Annotated in this window: 18 protein-coding genes and 1 tRNA gene; 2 read left to right on the top strand and 17 right to left on the bottom strand. The window is 67.1% G+C overall.

Translation table 11 applies throughout. The features are described from left to right. Window positions 1-2: 2 nt before the first annotated feature. The 4 genes from HNP73_RS13760 to HNP73_RS13745 form a co-directional block, all read right to left on the bottom strand. A complete protein-coding gene (locus HNP73_RS13760; protein ID WP_184150391.1) occupies window positions 3-1,088 on the bottom strand; it encodes a DNA polymerase III subunit delta' in 1,086 nt (361 codons plus the stop codon). Next, window positions 1,085-1,714 carry a dTMP kinase gene (gene tmk, locus HNP73_RS13755; RefSeq protein ID WP_184150388.1) on the bottom strand — a complete coding sequence of 210 codons (630 nt, stop codon included), beginning with the start codon at window positions 1,712-1,714 and terminating at the stop codon, window positions 1,085-1,087. The genes HNP73_RS13760 and tmk overlap by 4 nt, the downstream gene beginning before the upstream one ends. 3 nt (window positions 1,715-1,717) lie before the next feature. Then, a complete protein-coding gene (locus tag HNP73_RS13750; protein ID WP_184150385.1) occupies window positions 1,718-2,872 on the bottom strand; it encodes a D-alanyl-D-alanine carboxypeptidase family protein in 1,155 nt (384 codons plus the stop codon). Between the two features lie 95 nt (window positions 2,873-2,967). Then, the gene (locus HNP73_RS13745) at window positions 2,968-3,414 is read right to left on the bottom strand and encodes a hypothetical protein (RefSeq protein ID WP_184150382.1); all 447 of its coding nucleotides are present in this window, start codon (window positions 3,412-3,414) and stop codon (window positions 2,968-2,970) included. Window positions 3,415-3,523: 109 nt separating this feature from the next. On the opposite strand from HNP73_RS13745, the gene HNP73_RS13740 reads away from it, so the two are divergent. Next, a tRNA-Ser gene (locus HNP73_RS13740) sits at window positions 3,524-3,613 on the top strand. Window positions 3,614-3,867: 254 nt separating this feature from the next. Continuing rightward, on the top strand, window positions 3,868-4,140 hold the full coding sequence (locus HNP73_RS23915) for a type I restriction-modification system subunit M N-terminal domain-containing protein (RefSeq protein WP_343063302.1): 273 nt from the start codon (window positions 3,868-3,870) through the stop codon (window positions 4,138-4,140). Window positions 4,141-4,291: 151 nt separating this feature from the next. Here the strand turns inward: HNP73_RS23915 and HNP73_RS13730 are convergent, their stop codons facing one another. The 13 genes from HNP73_RS13730 to HNP73_RS13670 form a co-directional block, all read right to left on the bottom strand. Next, window positions 4,292-4,633, bottom strand: coding sequence for a response regulator (locus HNP73_RS13730; protein ID WP_184150379.1), 342 nt, complete (start codon window positions 4,631-4,633; stop codon window positions 4,292-4,294). A gap of 75 nt (window positions 4,634-4,708) precedes the next feature. Continuing rightward, window positions 4,709-8,257, bottom strand: a complete 3,549-nt coding sequence (locus tag HNP73_RS13725; RefSeq protein WP_184150376.1) for a CheR family methyltransferase — start codon at window positions 8,255-8,257, stop codon at window positions 4,709-4,711. A gap of 14 nt (window positions 8,258-8,271) precedes the next feature. Next, the gene (locus tag HNP73_RS13720; RefSeq protein WP_221288504.1) at window positions 8,272-9,279 is read right to left on the bottom strand and encodes a chemotaxis protein CheB; all 1,008 of its coding nucleotides are present in this window, start codon (window positions 9,277-9,279) and stop codon (window positions 8,272-8,274) included. Between the two features lie 92 nt (window positions 9,280-9,371). Beyond that, window positions 9,372-10,649, bottom strand: a complete 1,278-nt coding sequence (locus tag HNP73_RS13715) for a sensor histidine kinase (RefSeq protein ID WP_246399833.1) — start codon at window positions 10,647-10,649, stop codon at window positions 9,372-9,374. A 619-nt stretch (window positions 10,650-11,268) separates the two neighbouring features. Next, on the bottom strand, window positions 11,269-11,526 hold the full coding sequence (locus HNP73_RS13710; protein ID WP_184150367.1) for a helix-turn-helix transcriptional regulator: 258 nt from the start codon (window positions 11,524-11,526) through the stop codon (window positions 11,269-11,271). Between the two features lie 905 nt (window positions 11,527-12,431). Beyond that, window positions 12,432-12,959, bottom strand: coding sequence for a hypothetical protein (locus HNP73_RS13705; protein WP_184150364.1), 528 nt, complete (start codon window positions 12,957-12,959; stop codon window positions 12,432-12,434). Window positions 12,960-13,202: 243 nt separating this feature from the next. Beyond that, the gene (locus HNP73_RS13700; protein WP_184150361.1) at window positions 13,203-14,162 is read right to left on the bottom strand and encodes a metallophosphoesterase; all 960 of its coding nucleotides are present in this window, start codon (window positions 14,160-14,162) and stop codon (window positions 13,203-13,205) included. Window positions 14,163-14,274: 112 nt separating this feature from the next. Beyond that, window positions 14,275-14,922 carry a hypothetical protein gene (locus tag HNP73_RS13695; RefSeq protein ID WP_184150358.1) on the bottom strand — a complete coding sequence of 216 codons (648 nt, stop codon included), beginning with the start codon at window positions 14,920-14,922 and terminating at the stop codon, window positions 14,275-14,277. Between the two features lie 141 nt (window positions 14,923-15,063). Then, on the bottom strand, window positions 15,064-15,819 hold the full coding sequence (locus HNP73_RS13690) for a hypothetical protein (RefSeq protein ID WP_184150355.1): 756 nt from the start codon (window positions 15,817-15,819) through the stop codon (window positions 15,064-15,066). Window positions 15,820-15,827: 8 nt separating this feature from the next. Next, window positions 15,828-16,250 carry a hypothetical protein gene (locus tag HNP73_RS13685; protein WP_184150352.1) on the bottom strand — a complete coding sequence of 141 codons (423 nt, stop codon included), beginning with the start codon at window positions 16,248-16,250 and terminating at the stop codon, window positions 15,828-15,830. 26 nt (window positions 16,251-16,276) lie between these two features. Continuing rightward, window positions 16,277-17,002 carry a hypothetical protein gene (locus HNP73_RS13680; protein ID WP_184150349.1) on the bottom strand — a complete coding sequence of 242 codons (726 nt, stop codon included), beginning with the start codon at window positions 17,000-17,002 and terminating at the stop codon, window positions 16,277-16,279. 10 nt (window positions 17,003-17,012) lie between these two features. Beyond that, entirely contained in the window at window positions 17,013-17,816 is an 804-nt protein-coding gene (locus HNP73_RS13675; RefSeq protein WP_184150346.1) for a hypothetical protein, read from the bottom strand. Between the two features lie 10 nt (window positions 17,817-17,826). Further along, window positions 17,827-18,024, bottom strand: a complete 198-nt coding sequence (locus HNP73_RS13670) for a hypothetical protein (RefSeq protein WP_184150343.1) — start codon at window positions 18,022-18,024, stop codon at window positions 17,827-17,829. Window positions 18,025-18,042: the final 18 nt, after the last annotated feature.

Here is an 18,042-nt window from a genome sequence, read left to right as displayed (position 1 = left end):
GGTCAGGCAGCGAGTGCCCGCGCCTCGGCGGCCGCCGCGTCAATCTGAAGGAACGTATCGAGGATCACCTGCCCGGGGTCAAGGTTGACCGCGCGGGCATGGGTGGTGCGCGCGGCGATCTCCGGTGCGAGGCGGGCCCAGATCGCCGCATGAGCCGGGGTGGGCGCGAGCCTCGCGAGCATCTCGGCCTCGGACGGAGAGACCGCCTCAACCGGCGCGCCGGCACCGTGGAGGGCAAGACGCCAGAGCGCGATGCCGATGAGTTCGAGCGTGAGCTCGTAGCGCGGCGCGGCATCGCGGCCGGCGACTCCGTCGGCGATCGCCAGCAGGCCGCGGCGATCGAGCGGGGTGCGGGCGAGAAGGCTCGCGATCGCGTCGTAGCGCCCGACGCCGTCCTCGGCCGCAAGGCGCAGCGCCGATCCGACCGAGCCTCCGGCGAGGGTCGCGAGTGCCGCGCTCTCGCCCACTTCCGCCCCGGCGGCCGCGAGCGCCGCGGCCATGTCGGCAGGCCCGAGCGGGTTGAGGCGCAGTTCGCGGCAGCGCGAGCGGATGGTGGGCAGCAGCCCGGCCGGCCGGTGGCAGACGAGCAGCAGCACGGCCGACGACGGCGGTTCTTCGAGCACCTTCAGGAGCGCGTTCGCGGCAGAGGCGTTGAGCTCGTCTGCGGCATCGACGATCGCTATCCGGCGACCGCCGTCGGTGGCGGAGAGCTGGAAGAATTCCTTGAGCGCGCGCACTTCCTCGACGGTGATCGCGGTGCGCAGGCGCTCGGTCTTGTCGTCCCATGGCCGGCGGCAGAGAAAGAGCTGGGGCGAGGCGAGGGTCGCGAGCGCGCGAAACGCCGGGGCCTCCGGCGCCATCGCGAGGCGCGTCACGGGATCGCCCTCGATGAGCGCGCGGGCGATGCGCCAGGCCAGCGTCGCCTTGCCGACACCGCGCGGGCCGGTCAGGAGCCAGGCGTGATGGAGCCTTCCGGCAGACGCGGCCGCGAGAAACTGCGCCTCGGCCGCATCCTGACCGAAGAGAACGGATGTCTCGCGCGGATGCGGCGCGCCGGGCAGGCGATCGGATTCCAGCGGCTCGCTCAACCGACCACCTCTGCGGCCACCCGCGCGGCCACCTCCTCGGCGGTGCCGCTCGCGTCGATCACCCGGCAGCGCTCCGGGAATTCCGCGGCGAGGGCCAGAAAGCCCGCCCGAAGCCGGAGCTGGAAGTCCGTTCCCAGCCGCTCGAAGCGGTCTTCGGCGCCGCCCCGGGCGAGCCCGCGCGCAAGGCCGACAGAGGGGTCGATGTCGAGGATCAGCGTCAGGTCCGGCTCGACGCCGATCGCGAGATCGTGGAGCGCATCGACGGTCTCGCGCAGGTCGGCCCCCTGCAGATCTGCACGGCCAACGCCCTGATAGACCCGGGTGGAATCCGCGAAGCGATCGGTCAGCACCGTGGCACCCCGGGCAAGGGCGGGCCTGATCGTGCGTTCCAGATGATCCCGGCGCGCGGCGGTGAAGAGCAGGATCTCGGTCTCCGGTGACCAGCGTGCCGGATCGCCCTCGACGAGGAGCCGGCGGATCAGCTCGGCGCCCTCGGAGCCGCCGGGCTCGCGGGTCTCGACGACCTCGGTTCCCGAGGCGCGCAGGCGCGCAGCGAGAGCGCGGAGCTGGGTCGTCTTGCCCGAGCCGTCGACGCCCTCGAAGCTGATGAAGCGCACACCCGCCATGCCTCAGTGGCCGGGCAGGTAGCTCGCGGCCCGCGCACGGGTGAGCTCGGCCGCAGCCTGCAGACGCGTGAGCAACCCGCCGCGCGGCACGTCGGCGCCGGCGACGAGGTCGAAGGTCACCTGATCCTTGCCGGGCACGTCGACCAGCAGCTTCGCGACGGGCTGGCCGGCGGCGATCGGCGCCTCCAGCGGCCCGCGGTAGACGATGCGTGAGGTCATTCCCGAGCGGTCCTCGCGCGGGACGAGCATCTGGATGTCCTTCGGTGCCACGATCGGCACGCGCGGCGCGGCCCCGAGCCAGACGTCAGCCTCCGCGACGGTCTCTCCCCCGGTGAAGAAGCGCACTGTATCGAAGGCCCCGAAGGCCCATTGCACCACCGCCCGGGTCTCGGACGCGCGCTCCGCCTCGCTGCCGAGCCCGCCCATCATGAAGAGGATCCGCTGGCCGTTCTGCACCGCCGAGCCGACCAGGCCGAAGCCTGCCTCCGCCGTATGCCCGGTCTTCAGCCCGTCGACGCCCAGCCCGAGTTTCAGGAGCGGGTTGCGGTTCGGCTGATGGATGCCGTTCCAGGTGAATTCCGTCTCCTGGAAGTATTTATACTCTTCGGGGAAGTCCGCGATGATGTGCTGCGCGAGCAGCACGAGATCGTGGGCACTCATCACCTGTCCGTCGGCCGGCAGGCCGGAGGCGTTGACGAAATGCGACTGCTTGAGCCCGAGTTCCTGCGCGCGTTTCGTCATCTGCCGGGCGAAGGTCGCCTCGGTGCCGGCGAGGCCCTCGGCGACCACGACGCAGGCGTCGTTGCCCGACTGCACGATGATGCCCTGGATCAGGTCCTCGACCCTCACCCGGGTCCCGGCCTCGACGAACATCCGCGAGCCGACCATCGACTGGGCGTGCGGGCTCACGAGAAACTCGGTGTCCTTGCTCACCCGGCCGTCGCGGATCGCCTCGAAGAGCACGTAGAGCGTCATGAGCTTCGACATGGAGGCCGGTGGCATCGGCACGTCGGCATCCTTGCTGAAGAGCACCATCCCGGTGTCGTCGTCGATCACCAGAGCTTCCCGCGCCCTGGTCTCGAACGCATGGCCCGCGAGCGGTGAGAGCGCGAGCGAGAAGAGCAGGGCGGTGGACAGAAGGCGGCGCTCGTGGCTCATCGAGAACTCCGGAGGCCGCTCGCCCTTGGGGGTCGCGATGCGAGGTGGCGGCTCCCTCGCCCGCGGTGAACTCTACCGGCAGTTGAGTTCAGTACTCACCTTGTATCAACCACCGGCCGGCGGCGCAACGCGGTGATGCGCACATTTACCGGCTGGTCCTTCACTCCGAGCGCGTCCGCCGCCTCGTTCGAAAGGCGGATCGCCGGGCCGGAGCCGCGCGCACGATAGAGCGCGAGACTGACCCGCTTCCTTGTCCCGACATTGACCGCTTCAGCCCGCTCCGGCCGGTCCAGTCCGCTGACGGCGGCCCACAGCCCCGCGGCACCGTCCGGCGTATCCCTCACGGCCTCGCCTTCGAGCTGGAACACCGACGGCGCCGGGTTGTCCTCGAAGCTGAGCTCGAGCCCGCCATCACCCTGGCGGGGATCAGGCTCCCCCGGTCGGCCGCAGGCCGAGAGTGCCACGGCCGCAATGATCGCCACCACCCGCGCGACCCGCGCCGCACCGGGCCAGCCCGGCGACATGTCTTCCTGACGACCCATGCGGGGGGTTTAGCCTCGCCGCCGCTGCGGGGAAAGACCTTCGACGCAGCACCGCTGGACGACGCCCGACGCTGTCGGTATCAGGGCAGACGCCGCAAGCGGCGAAGACGGAAGCGTGGCCGAGTGGTTGAAGGCACTGGTCTTGAAAACCAGCGACGGGGTGACCCGTTCGTGGGTTCGAATCCCACCGCTTCCGCCAATATCTGCTGTTTCTAAAGAGAAAATCGGAACATCCTCCCGGCTACCCGCCAAATCACCCGTTATCTGAATTGCTCTTGCATGCCGTCGAATGCGACAGGGTGGAACGGCGTGGTGTTTGCCAACGAGCGCCCCGCTTGCTCTATCGAGCCAAACACTCGGGAGCAGTGCCTTGAACCGGCAAGCTTTGTCCGCCTTCGTCTGGAGCGTCGCCGATCTGTTGCGGGGCGACGACGAGCAGTCGGACCACGGCAGGTGATCCCATTCCTCACGGTTTTGCGCCGGATCGATTGCGTTCTGGTGCCGACCAAGGCGGCGGTTGTCCAGGGCATGCCGGCCGATCCGTTCCTGCGGAAGAAGTCGGGGCAGTCGTTCTGCAACGCCTCGAGCCTCGACCTGAAAAAGCTCATGGGTGATCAGGACAACATCGCCGCGAACCTGCGCGCCTATGTCCCCGGCTTCTCGCCGGAGGGGCGCGACATCGTCGACCGGTTCGAGTTCGACATCTTGCGCGAAGCCGTTGCTTGACCGATCCGGTGCCGATCGACGTCGCCAGCGGCATGGTCGTCGGCGAAGACTTCTCGGGGGCTCGCCGCCGTGATCGAATCAGTCCATCCCATCGGGACCACTGCACTCCACCCTGTTCCGCAACCGCGGCACGCGCAGAAAGTTCGGGCTGTCATCCGCGAGGGCGGGTCACCGGCGCGAAGTGGCGCAGCATCGTATGGACGAGCGTGCCGAGGTCGAGTGGCTTGGAAATGCGCGGGGCGTTCCGGAATTCGGGCGGAAAGGAGCTTTCCAGATCGTATCCGGTGATGAAGACGAAGGGCACCTTGCGGTGCGCCAGGTCGGCGGCCAACCCGAAGGACGTCTCTCCGCGTGAGAGATTGACGTCGAGGAGTGCACCATCGAGGTCGGTATCCCTGCCGGCCAGTTCCCCCGCCTCGGTCGCTTGGGCGGCGGGTCCGACGACCTCGCATCCGAGTTCGCGCAGAAACTCGTCGAGCTCGTCGGCGAGCATAAATGTATCCTCGACGACAAGGACGCGAAGTCCGCGGAGACGGTCGAGATCCGAAGCCACCCATTCCCCCTGCCGTCAGGAACGCTCCGGTTGATCCAGGGGAAACTCCAGAACGCAGGAGAGCCCGTCCGGCTCGAATGCGAGGGAAGCACTGCCGAATAGCTCATAGGACAAACTCCGCTCGATGAAGGATGTTCCGAAGCCGCGCGCCTCGGGGGCCTGAAGCGTCGCGCCGAGGGACTCCTTCCACAACAGCGTCAGCCAGCGGCGCTCCTCCCGCGGACCGACCGACCAGGTCACGGCCAGACGCCCGGACTGTCGCCCGAGAGCTCCGTACTGCACCGCATTGCTGGCGAGTTCGTAGAGCACCATCCCGAGGATTGAGCTCGCCTTCGGTTCGATCACGACCCGCGGCCCGGCCAATGTCACCTCGTCGCGTCTCGCTCCGAAGTAGGGATTGAGGGTGGCGCGCAGGAGATCGTCGACCGGCACCCCGCGCCAGACGTCGCGGGACAGAAGCTCATGGGTGCGCGCCATCGCCTGCAGCCTGCCGACCAGTGCCGCGGTCGCCTGGTCCCCCTCCGGCGAACCGTTGCTTGTCTTGCGCGCCAGCGCGGTGACGGTGGCGAGGATGTTCTTGGCGCGGTGCTGCAGCTCGTCGAGCAGCATCTGCTGGTGGTCCTCGGCCTGCCGGCGCTCGGTGATGTCAACCATCGCAGCGATCGCGCCGGGTGGCCTGCCGCGGGCCGAAGCCAGCGGCGTCGCACTGACGAGAACGTCGAGCGAGCTCCCGTCCTCACGCCGCAGCTCCGCCTCGAACGGGGGGACGGGCTCCCGGGTATGGGCGGCGCGCGGGAGCGGCTGGGAGGTACGCGGCATCGTTACGCTGCCCGCGTGGAGCGGCAGCTCGGCAGACAGCATCCTGGGCGTCAGCTCCCCGTCGTCGCGGCCGAGGAGGCGCGCCGCCGCCCGATTGAACTCGGCCTGCCCCGGGCTTTCTCCCGACATGATGAAGATGCCGACCGGCACGAGGTCCAGCAGCGTCTCGAGACTGACCACCCGGTCCCTGAGGCTGTCGGTCAGCTCCTGGATGCGGGCCTCGGCTTCGGTGATCCGGGTGATGTCAACGAAGGTGATGACGACGCCGGAGATCTGGTCGGCGACGGTCCGGTAAGGCAGGATGCGCATGGCGTAGCGGGTGCCGTTGTCGAGCCCTTCGACGGTGCGCTCGACAGGAACGAGGCGGCGCAGCACCTGCTCGGTATCCTGCGCGAGCGTGTCGGTCTTGAACCGGGCGCGCAAGTGGCTGATCGGACGGCCCTCATCGCTCTCGACGAGATAGAAGAGTTCCCTGGCGGCGGGGGTGAATTTCTTCACGCAGAGCTCGCGGTCGAGAAAGACCGTGGCGATCTGGGTGCTCTCGAGCAGGTTCTGGATGTCGCTGTTGGCGCGGCTGAGTTCCTCGACCCGCGCCGTGAGCTCGGAGTTCACCGTCTGCAGCTCCTCGTTCATGGAGGACAACTCCTCCTTCGAGGTCTCGAGCTCCTCGTTCGAGGACTGCAGCTCCTCGTTGATCGACGACAGCTCCTCGTTCGCTGACTTCAGTTCCTCGTTCGAGGATTCGAGTTCCTCGGTCGTCGTCTGGAGCCGCTCCGTCGTCATGCGGAGCTCATGCTCGAGATGCTGGATCGTGGAGGCCTCGCCGTCCTCGATCGTGTGGTGCGCGAAGCCCTCTTCGCTCTGGATGCCGCCGATGTCGCGGAAGATGACGAGGAAGGTCCCGTCCTGCATATCGCCGCGGCGCATCGGCTGCACGACGAGATCGATCGTCTGCCGACCGCCATTGGTGCCAACGGTGATCTCGTTCTGCACGACGGTCTCGCCGGTCGAGGCCGCGCGGTGGAGGGCGCCACGGAGATCGAGCCGGAGACCGGGGCGAGCCATGCCGATGATGTTGTTGTCGGGGGATCCCGCGGGGAGTTCGAGATACTTGCCGGTCCGTGCCGAGATGTGGAGCACGTCGCCGCTCGCGTTTACCACCGCATGAGCCGGCCCGAAGCGGTCGAGAACCTGGCGCTCGGCCAGACGCTGCAAGTTGCCGTCGCCCTGGTCCGCGCGGGGCCGTGGCGGCACCGGCGTCAGCCGCGGCGCGTGGGTCGAGAGCGGGAATTCCGGCAGCCGCAACCGCGTGTCGGGCCGTCGGCGGAAGATGCGATGGGCCTTGTCGATCGTGGCGAACAGCCGGCTATGGCGGGTCACGTTCTCCGACGAGCCGAGGAAGAGATACCCGTCCATGCGCAGTGCGTAGTTGAAGAGCGGGATCACCCGGTCCTGGAGTTCGCCGTTCATGTAGATGAGCAGATTCCGGCAGCTGATGAGGTCGAGCTTCGAGAACGGCGGATCGCGCAGAAGATCATGGGTGGAGAACAGGATGCTCTCGCGCAGTTCGCTCACGACGCGGTAGGTGCCGTCCTCGCGAACGAAGAAGCGCTTGAGCCGCCGCTCGCTCACCTGATCGGCGATTGAGGCCGGATAGCGGCCGAGCCGGCCGACCTCCAGCCCGCGCTCGTCGATGTCGCTGGCGAAGATCTGGATGACCGGCCGCTTGCGATCGGGCGACAGCCGCTCGTGCAGGAGCATGGCGATCGAGTATGCCTCCTCGCCGGTCGAACAGCCAGGCACCCAGACCCGGATCGCGGTGTCGGGTCCGACATTCTCCATCAGCGGCGTGATGACCTGGCGGTCGAGCGCTTCGAAGGATTGCGGATCGCGGAAGAAGCTCGTCACCCCGATCAGCAGGTCGTTGAAGAGGAGATCCACCTCCCGCGGCTCGGCCTTCAGCCGTTCGAGATACGCCTCGGGCGTCTCGCGCTGGAGCACCTGCATCCGCCGCTGGATCCGCCGGATGATCGTGCTGTCCTTGTACTCACTGAAGTCGTGGCCGGTCCGGCCGCGCAGAAGCGCGCAGATCGCCGGCAGGTGGTGCGCCACTTCGCGACGGAGGCCATCGCTGTCCTTGCGTTGCGCGGTCTCCCGCAGGTGGCCGAAGTAGTGGAAGAGCTTCTTCGGCATTTCCTCGGCGGGCATGACGAAGTCCACGAGGCCGGTCGCGACCGCGCTCCGCATCATGCCGTCGTACTCCGCCGCCTCTTGGGCGAGGGCGAGGCCGCCGTACTCCTTGATCGCGCGCAGGCCCTGGGTGCCGTCGCTGCCGGTGCCGGAGAGGATCACGCAGGCGGCGTTCTCGCCGCGTTCGACAGCGAGCGACGCGAGGAACCCGTCGACAGGGCTGTGCGGATTGCCGTTAGCCGCCTTCGCGGTCACGAGGTGGCCGTCCCGAAGCTTGAGCTCGACGTCGGGCGGAATGACGTAGACATGTCCCGGCAGTATGGCCGTCTCACCCTGGACGACGGAGGTCGGCATCGGGGTGAAGCGATCCACGATATCGACGAGCACGCTGTCGCGCCTGGAGGCGAGATGCATGACGATGACGAAGGCGATGTTGCCGTTGGCAGGCGCCGATGAGAAGAAGCGTTCGAGCGCCGGGATGCCGCCGGCGGACGCGCCAATTCCGACGACCGGAAAGTCCTGTCGCTTCTTGTTGTCGTCGGCCTTCTTCGTCATGAGGCTCCCCTGCTTCAGTCCTCGCCATCCTGCCCGCCGGCAGCGGCCTCGTCAAAGTGGCCGACACTGCCCATGAGCATGCGGCGCACGAGCTCCGCATCCTCGTCGTACTCCTGCGCGCGCTCCAGGAACCTCGCCGCGAGGACCGGGCTCCCGTGGCCGTGGCTCTCGCGCTCTGCGATGCGCCGGGCAAGCTCGGCGCGTTGCTGGCGGGCGCGCAGGAGCTTCCAGAGGATCGTCTCGGCCTCCCCTGCCTGCGCCTCGAGCATCGCGTCGGCGGTGAAGGCGTGGCCAACGTGGCAGCGGAAGCGCAGCACCGCCGGATCGTCGATCTCCCAGAGCGGCCCCTGACACTCGGGACAGGTGAACGGCGAGCTCGTTCCAAGCTTTTCTTCCGTCGCCATGGTCGCGTGCTCCTGGGCGGCGATGGCGGCCTCTAGCCGGACGTCCATCGGAATCTCCGGGGTCGGCCGCGGCGGCGCGGCGCACCGCAGCGCGAGCTCGTCGGCGATGCAGGCAAGCGGAAGGCAGGCATCGACCTCGACGTGGCGGAGGGCGCTCAAAGGCATCTCCGGAAAGTCCGCCTCGGATGGATCCTGCACGATCGCAATGCCGCCGCAGCGCTTGATCGCGACGAGGCCGGCGGTGCCGTCGTTGAGCGCGCCGGTCAGCACGACCCCGATGGTGCCGCCGCCGAACGAGCAGGCGGCGGAGCGGAAGAGCGGGTCGATCGCAGGGCGTGACAGGTTTTCGCGCGGCCCGCGGCGCAGCATCAGGTGGCCGTTGTGGATGAGCAGGTGCTTGTCGGGCGGCGCAACGTAGATGGTACCCGGTCCGAGTGCCTCCCCGTTCTGCGCGTGGCGCGCCGGCAGGCGACCGGCCGCACCAAGAAGCTCAGGCAGGATGCTCTGTGCGCCGACGTGGAGCACGACCGCAACCGGTACCGGGAGGTCAGGCCGAAAGCGGCCGACGAGCGTTCGGAGAGCCTCCACGCCGCCTGCGGAGGCTCCGATGACGATCATTCTTCCAAGAACTCGTGGCATGGGGCTCTCCCGCGCCTTGCCGGGACTAACCCCTTTGCCCCGGGTTGCGTTCCGGGGTGATCCCGCGAGCCTCATCCCCCGTCGGGCGGTACCGGCATCACGATGCTGCAGGTCAGACCCTCGGGCGGGTACTCGAGGCGGACTGCCGCCTCGCAGTCGCGGGCGAGCGCCCGCTCGATCAGCACAGACCCGAACCCGCGATGCCGCGGCGGCGCGACTGGCGGCCCGCCCGATTCCGACCATGCGAGGCGGAGCACCCCGTCGTCCGCCTGCCACGCGAGGGCGACGCGGCCATCGTCGTTCGACAGCGCACCGTACTTCAGCGCGTTGGTGTAGAGTTCGTGCAGCGCCAGCGTCAGGGCCACCGCCTGTCTCGGCGACAGGAGCACTTCGGGGCCGGAGAGCGCCACCCGCGCCGAGCGCGCGTCGTCGGCGCGCACTGCGTCAGCGGCCAGGCGGCTGAGCGGGGCGCTGTCCCGGCTGTCCCTAGCCAGAAGATCGTGGGTGGCGGCGAGCGCGGCCAGTCGCCCCTCGAGCACCTTCCCTGCCTCCGCCGCCCCCGTCCGCCTGAAGGTCTGACGCGCAATGGCCTGCACGACTGCGAGGATATTCTTGACCCGGTGGCCCATCTCGGCGAGCAGGAGCTCGCGCTGCGCCGCCGCTCCCTCGCGCTCGGTGACGTCGAGGTTGACTCCGATTGTCCCGAGGAATTCTCCCCGCGCCGAAAGCCGCGGCCGGGTCTCGATCTCGAGCACGCGGTACGCGCCAGAGGCGTTGCGGAAGCGCGCCCGACACAGCGGCGCGTTGCCCGGAGGCGCTGCCTCGAGGGCGCTGAGCATCCCGGGGCGATCGTCGGGGTGGACAGTCTCCCTCCAGTCGAAGCCGGCCCAGACGGCGGGTTCGTCCGGCAGTCCCCAGAACTCGCGGAATGCACGGTTGAGCTGCACGCAGATGCCGGCGGCGTCTTCCATCCAGATCATCGCCGGCGCGAGTTCGGCGAGCAGCAGCAACCGCTCCTCGGACTCGCGCAGACCCTCCTCGGCCTGCACCCGCTCGATGCTGAAGCCGACCTGCCGGGCGGTCAGGGTCGCGAGGTCGACCTCGTGCTGCGAGAAGATGTGCCGCCTCGTGTGACAGGCGATGAACTTTCCGATCACGGTGCCCTTGACGGTGATCGGGAAGCAGCCGAGGCTGCGGATGCCTTCCTCAGCGATTGCCGAGTTGATCCGGTCGGGCCCGGCGGTGTCGAGGGTGTCGGAGACGAGGATCGGCCCCGGATCGCGGTCCCGGAGTCCCACGGCGCGTGGCCGGCGAGACCGCGCCTGCCGCCCTCGGAAAGACCACGCCAGGCCACGAACTCCATCAGTCCCCGCGCGTCGAAGAGCAGGATCGAGGCCCGCTCGCAGCCGAGCGTCTCGGTGATCGCGTCGAGCGACGCCTCGTAGACGTCCTCAAGCGATCCGGCGCGATAGAGCCGGTCGGTGAGCGAGTAAAGCGCGCGCAATTCGTCGGATTCGGAGTCATCGAGCACGCGCGCCGAGGCACCGGAGCTTTCGGGCTGCATGAGGGTTCGCGATCCTCTTTTCGAGCAACGAATTGAAAAGCAACAGAGCAGACCCTGTTCCGGACGATCGCCGAAAGCAAGCGGATCGCGGCCGATTGTGCCAAGGCAGCGGGCCCCGCCGGGCCATTCACGCCAGGCGTCCGACCATCTCCAGCCGCGATCCCGCTGCGGTCCTCGCGGATTTTTCCGGTGGGCGTCACGTCTTCCTCGGACGAGAGGCGCGGAGCGCCCGGCGATGAGCGTCACCGGGCCGCTCGGTGATCACCTTGTGAGTGGTGGTCCGCGGCCGCTGCCGAGACGCGTGGCAGGCACTGCTCGCACCTGCCGTCTGCGCGCCTGTTCCATGGTCGTCCGTGCTCAGGCGCGTCAGACGGGCGAGCGGCACGGCGCAGACCACCGGGCTGTCACCGCTTCGCCTCTGCGGCGCTGATCGCCTCGATCAGCTCATCGAGGACCCAGCGCGTGGCACCCCCGATGCGGATCGGCCGGGAGACGATCCCGTCGTTGACATGCCGCCACACGCTGACCACGGACAGGCCGAGCAGCGTGGCCGTTCCTGAACAGTGAGGAGAAACTTGCGGTCGGTCATCCGGGCTTTCCCAAAACGACGACCAAGCCGTGACGCGAGGATTCGGGCACAGCTCAGCCGTCAGGCTGAACAAGTGCCGCACCTCATGCGCTGGCATGCGCAATACACTGCCTGGTTGCCCATGCAGCGTCAACCACCATATCTGCTATCCACGACGACAGAGTGATATGATCAGAGACGGATCGCACTAGCGTCGGAGGTGTCTCGTCAGCGCACCGAGGGCCGCCGGGTCGGACGATCCGCAACGATCCCCCTTTGGCATCGGAGTGCGGATCGAAGCTTCCGGTCCATCCCGAACGGAGTGCCTGCCGACGCGGAGGCCACATTCGTCAGGGGCGTCACGCGTTGGGATACAAGCACGTGAAGTGGTCAGTCCGAGTGACCCTCTCCGTCAGGAGCAACAGCGGCAGGGATCTGTCGCGGATCGCTCACGGGGCTCCCGATCAGACAATCGTCGAAGTCTGCTCGCGTTGGCCTGTCAGATGCGTCGCCCAGGCCGCCATCATGCCGCGACGCTTCTCCACCATGTAGGAGGCGCGGGGCGCGGACCTGTGGGCGGATTCGCCGGGCCTTCGGAAGTGCGAATTCATCGCAGTGGATGAATCACGCCGCCAGTGAGTGAAGCGTCGTCCCATTTGGTCTGATGGCCTGGGGAAACCGTGAGGGGCATTCCATAGACGATGGCGTCGAGGGGCTGTGCTCACGGGAGGTGTGGGTACTCGACGACCGTGAGCGATGTAGGCAAAGCATAGCCCTAATTTGCGAGAAGAAGACCAGGGCGCAAGGCGGCGGCCAGCTGTGAAGCAGCGCCGACAAGCTCCTGCAACGGGCCGCACGAGTGTGCGCAGCCCGGCCGCTGAACTCGATAGCGGAAGGCGGCTCTCGGCGCAATCATCGCGTCGACGAGCGTTTCCATTCGGCCTGCCGCGCTCGTCCAGATAGCGCGCCGCAGGGCGCCTTACCTTGGCCTCTTGCAGCCTAGCAGAGTACAATAGGGATGCCGGAGCGTCCCAAGAAGTCTTGAATCTCGTGGTACGGGTTCGGTGCATCCTCGGGCACGCTGAAGCGCAATTTGATCAGATCGAGCAGGGTGCCGGGGGTGACCGGTCGGAGTTCGTCCCTGAGCGCGGTTCTCAGGGTTTCGAACTTCGTGGGGTGGACATAGAAACAATACTCATGGTGAGCGTCGCCGCTGCAGAACCAGAGGTAATCTTGCTCGCCCAATCTCGCATCAACGATCCACGAGCCCCGGTTCTGCAACACGACCCTCTTCGGGTCCGCGGTCACCTTGGCGACCTCCGCCCATGGCCTACTCGCTCGCAACTTCCGCGCGTGCTCGTGGTAGCCGGCGATCTGCAATTCGATGAGGCCGTTGAACGTCGCTTCGTCGACTTCGTCGTATTGCCAGTCTGTTTCGCACCTTCCTCTCTGCTCCCAGTCGGATTCGAAGCTGTTGCTCTCGACATCAAGCGTGAAGGCGTCGATGCTTCGATTTTGCGCGTTCATCGCAAGAAGGACCGGACGGTCGCCGGCATCCGAGAAGTACCTGTAGCAGCTAAAACCCTAAAGAGGCTCTGGATACTTCGGGGGTTGGTAATCGTCTCTCATTGGCCACCTGTAGTATTCAAATTTCGAGATGGCGTAAGCGACAGCATCGACCGGCGTGCTTCCGCCCATGGCCCTGCGACATGCCGAGGCACAGCCAGACGCCTGCACGGTCGCTCCGACCAGCCACCGGGACCCGCTATGTCAGCCCGGCGGATCGCAGATCGTCAGGCGCTCGAGAGCGAGCGGAGTGACCGGCCCGCTGTCGCGATCGAGCCGATAGCTGACCAGCGGACCACCCTTGCCGGCGGAATAGTCGAGGCACAGGATGTTGTCGGCCTGGAGCCGCGGTGTACCGATGAGCCAGTAGTGGCCGAAGAAGACCGGGATTGCATCGCTGGGGTAAGTGACTGCGAGAAGTCGCTCGCGGATCTCCTCCTTTACCGGCCCTGGCGGGAGCGGCTGGTCGTCGGGCCATGACGCGACCACCTCGTGCCAGCGCGTCATCCGCCGGGTCCACCAGGCGACGCGGCTGTCGCTGCGAGTGTGGCCGGCGTTGTCGACCAGTTGCACCCCCGGCGGCAGGCGGATTTCCGGTCCTTTCAGCAGGGTTTCAACGGCCTCCCGCAACGGATCTCCCTTGCGCGCGATGGCGAGAAGCGTCTCCTCGTCAAGACAGTCTCTGAAAATCTCTCGCCGGATGAGAGCGATCGAGGCGGCGTGCCAGCAGGCGTGGACCGCTCGAAACTCGGGCGTTTCGAGCCAGAGTGGCAGCCTTGCCATCCAGGAGAGGACATCGCGGGTCCGCGCCATCCCGAGCGGGAATTCCGACAGAAAGCGGGCATGCTGGGCAGTCTGCGTTCGTCCGTGCGCGCGCAGCGGCCGACCGGTGGCGGGGTCGGTTGCGTGGTAGAGAAGGGCGTTCAGCTCGTGATTGCCCATCACCGCCTGCGCGGTACCCTCGCCGGTCATCCGCCGGACGATGTCGATGGTCGCGGCCTGGTCGGGACCGCGGTCGATGAAGTCCCCGAGAAAGATCGCACTGCGGTCGCGGTCCGGATGACGCCATGCGCCCCGGCGATCGGAGTAGCCAAGACGGCGGAGGAGGCTGGTGAGCAGCTCAGCCTGCCCGTGGATGTCGGGGATGATGTCGTAGGTGGTCATCTGCGCCTTTCCGGATGCCGGCCGTCGCCGGTCGACAGCTTGTCTTCCGCACGCCGCGCTCGACCGGATCGCGCGCGGCGTGCGGCTTGCGGCGCCATGACACGCCTGCGGCCTACCAGACGTCGTGAACCCATGCGATGCCAGAGCGGGTCAGGAAGGCCTTGATCTCCTCGAACGGGTTCGGTGCGTCCTCGGGTGCGCTGAAGCGCGACCTGATCAGGTCGAGCACGGTGCCCGGGGCGTCCGGCCCAAGCTTATCGATGAGCGCGGACTTCAGGTCTTCGACCCGGTCGGCGGGAACGATGGCATACCATTCACGGTGAGTGTCGCCGCTGCAGAACGCGAGATCGCCGTTCTCCCGAAGCCTCGCATCGACGATCCAGGAGTCCCTCTTCTGCAGCACGACCCTGTTCGGGTCCGCAGGGATCTGCGCGAGGAAATCGGCCGCACTGAGAGGCGCCTCGGGCCATGGCTTTCCCGCCTCTTGCGCTTTCCGCTTGGCCTCGTGGTATTTGGCAATGTGAGTCTCAACCAGGCGCTCGAATTCCGCCTCGTCGATTTCGTCGGCGTACCGGCCGTCCTTGCACTCCGCGATCCGCAGATTATTGATGAAGAAGGTGTTGGTCTTCACATCGAGCTCGAGGGCGCCGAGGGTCTGATGACGCGTGTTAACGACAAAAAGGATCGGATCATTGTGCATTCCAATCCAGTATCTGAAGTGAGAAAAATCCTCAGGAAGTTCGGGAAAGATTTGGTTCATCTTTCAGGTTCCTATGTCAATGTACAACAAACCTCGCTGAAGTAGCGACAGCGCCGTCGAGGTACTTCCTTCGATGGCGCCGCGCGGGATGCCGACGACACTTGGTCAGATACCTGCACGTCGGCTTGGCCCCGCCGCCTGTCAGCGGTTCCTGGCCTTTTCGATGCGGTATGCCGTGGCCTCCATGACTTCGACCATCGCTCCCATCGTCTCCTTCTGTTTCGGTGACCCTTCACGCGCCGCGACTCGCTGCACGGTGGCGATCATTGCCTCAGCGTCGGCCTGCCGCCTCAAGCCGCCACGCATCATGGCAGCGGTGATATCCGTGAAGTCGCTCTGCAGCTCTTTGCACGCCCCCAAGTCCTTGCCGCTGTCCAGCAAGGCACCGGCACCCAGCCCGAGCCCACCAATCGTGGCAGCGCCCTTTACGCCATCGACGAAGCCTTCGAGAGGGGACCCGGAGTTCGCGACGCCCATTACCCCTCCGGCGATAGCTCCCAAAGTGCCGAGAGTAGCGGCTCTAGGGTTTTCCTCCGGCGCTTTGGCTGTCGCGATCGCACCTAGGGCGTCCATCAGTTTCGAACTGGGGATCGCAGTTGTTACCCAGTTGAGCGTGTGTTTGAAGACTTGTTTGCTGCAAAACGACTGACTTACGGCGTGTGCGCACATTTGTGCACTCCGGTTGGCCAGCAGTGCCGAGTGAACCGCTGGGTCCTGCGACATGATCCCGACGACGGCGGCATATTTCGCTCTGGAGGAGCCACCAGAGTCCTCGAAGAGATTGGCCAATGAGCATTGCCTCTCAACAGGGAGCACCTCTTTCGGAACGGGCTGCGAGATGGCCGGCTGCGCGATGGCCAGGGACGCGAGGAGCGCGGCGGGCAGAAAGGTTTTCATGTCTGACCTCAGAACAGGGTGACGTGGGAATAATCGTTGATCGCCTGTTTCTGCGCCTCGATGCGGGCGGCGAGGGCGGGGTCCCCGGTACTGGCATACCGGTCGACGTCGCGGTTCAGGGCGGTCACCTGGCTGTTGAGCGAGCGGGCCTGCTCGGCGGTGATCGCCTGGGCGGCCTCGGCGTCGCGAATGCGACGGTTGGCCTGACTGATCGCAATGCGCTCGTCCCGGACAGCGTCTGCGAGACGGTCGTAGTTGGCAGAGAGGTTTGCCTGGCGCTGGTCGAACGAGCCGGCGTTGGCGCAGGCGGCGGACGTGAAGACGTTGCCGACGGCATTCGGGTCGCAGGACTCGACGCTGGTGGCGCAGCCGCCGAGGGCGAGGGCGAGAGCGAGAGCAGCGGTGCCGCGGAGAAGTATGGCGGTTGGCATGAAGTGTCCTCGTCGGAGGTGCGGCGTCAGGGAGCCGACCGGTTGATTGCGGTCACGAGCGCGTCGTGGAGCGCCGTGGTTTTCGACTGTTCGTCCGTCAGGTTGGACTGGATGGTCCGAAGTCCTTTCATCCGGGTTGCGTTCGGGGCGAAGCGGCCGGGAGTGAGCGAGTTCGCGCCGGCGCCCATGATCGAGGCTGCGGTGCGGATCTGCTCCACATCGGCCCTGGCCTCGGCGCGGGCGGCTTTCAGGCGATCAGGCGGGACCGTGCCGGCGGCAACGCCGGCTTTCGTCTGCTCGAGACTGGCAATGCTCTCCGCCACCACTGTTTTGGCCAGCTGGCGAGACTGCTGCGCCACGGTCAGTTGTTCGCGGGCGATCTCGAGACGGCGGCTGACATTCGCCGCCTCTGCCGCATCGGTCGGGGTTGCGTCACCGGTATCGACCTGGGCGAGCGCCGCCGGTACGGCGTAGATCGCCACATCGGTCGAGGAGCAGGCCTCGTCCCAGCCGACCTGCTGGACCAGGCAACCGATGCCTGCGGCGAGCAGCGCGGCCGCCTGGGCTGCCTGCACGGCGTTGGGGTCCGCATACTTGCCAGTACGATCGCGCGCGGCGTTCTGCTCCGCCGTGAGGACCATCAGTTTCTCCGACTGCAATTCCAGCCGGCTGGCTTCGCCACCAAGCGAGGCGCAGCCCGCGACGAGTGTGGCGAGGGCGACGATGGCGAGGCGAGGAGACGTCGGCCACATGAGGGTGTCCTCAGAGCGCGGAGTTGTTGATGGCCTCGATCAGGACGTTGTACTGCGCCGCCGTCTTGCTCTGCTCGGCAGTCATGGTGTGCTGGGCGTTCTGGAGGCTGCCGGCTTGGGACGGGCTTTGCGCGGCGGTTGCCTTGCTGCTGGAAGCGAGTGAGCCTGCCCCGCTGCCCATGGCGGCCGCAGCGGCGTGGATCTGCTGCGCGTCGGCGCTGGCGTCGGCGCGGGCCATCATGAGCTGCTCCTTCGAGGCGGTACCGGCCGCCACCGCCGCCTGCATTTGCCTGAGCCTGGCGATATTCTGGGCGGCGACCTTCTCGGCGGAGATGCGGGCGGTCCTGGCGGTCGAGAGCTGCTCTCCCGCGACCTGAAGGCGGCGCCGGATCTCGTTCTCGCGGTCGGCCGCAGCGTTCTGATCCCGCGCCACCTGCGTGCCCTTGTCGTAGCCGATCTTGCCGCCGACCGCGGCACCGCCGACGCCTCCGGCGATCATCTCGCCGTCGCTGCACTCCCTGCCCCTGAGTGCCTCGATCCCACATGCGAGGCCCGCACCGAGCCCGGCGCCGAGGACCCCGCCGACGAGCGTGCCCTGCACGGCGAAGCTCCGCTCGCGGTCGCGGGCGGCCACCTGCTGCTGCTCGAGGGTCAGGAGCTTCTCCGAGGCGGATTGCAGATGGATCGCCTCGACACTGAGGCTGGAGTTGGAGGCCAGGCGGCTGCTGACCGGGCCGGCACCCCCAGTCGGCGTGCAACCAGCGATGGCACCGGTGATGGCGACTGCGCAAAGGATCAGGGAAGTCGATTTCATGTTGATCTCCTCAGAGCGCGAAAGCGTTGATGACGTTGACCGAGGCGGTGACTTGCGCCGTCTGTTGAGGGACTGCGCCCTGCCTCGCGAGTTTCGGTGCATTGCCGCGAGCGGCTCGCTGCTGCTCAAGAACGGACTGGGTCTGCGTGACCGGTGCGATGATGATGAACGCAGCGGTTGAGACGAAAAGGACTTGATCGAGCTTCATGGCTCTGGGCCTTTCCAT

Origin of the sequence: Amaricoccus macauensis (assembly GCF_014201905.1) — a bacterium.
GTDB lineage: Bacteria > Pseudomonadota > Alphaproteobacteria > Rhodobacterales > Rhodobacteraceae > Amaricoccus > Amaricoccus macauensis.
The sequence above is the reverse complement of the archived record's forward strand: the minus strand, read 5'-3'. Positions and strand labels throughout refer to the sequence as shown.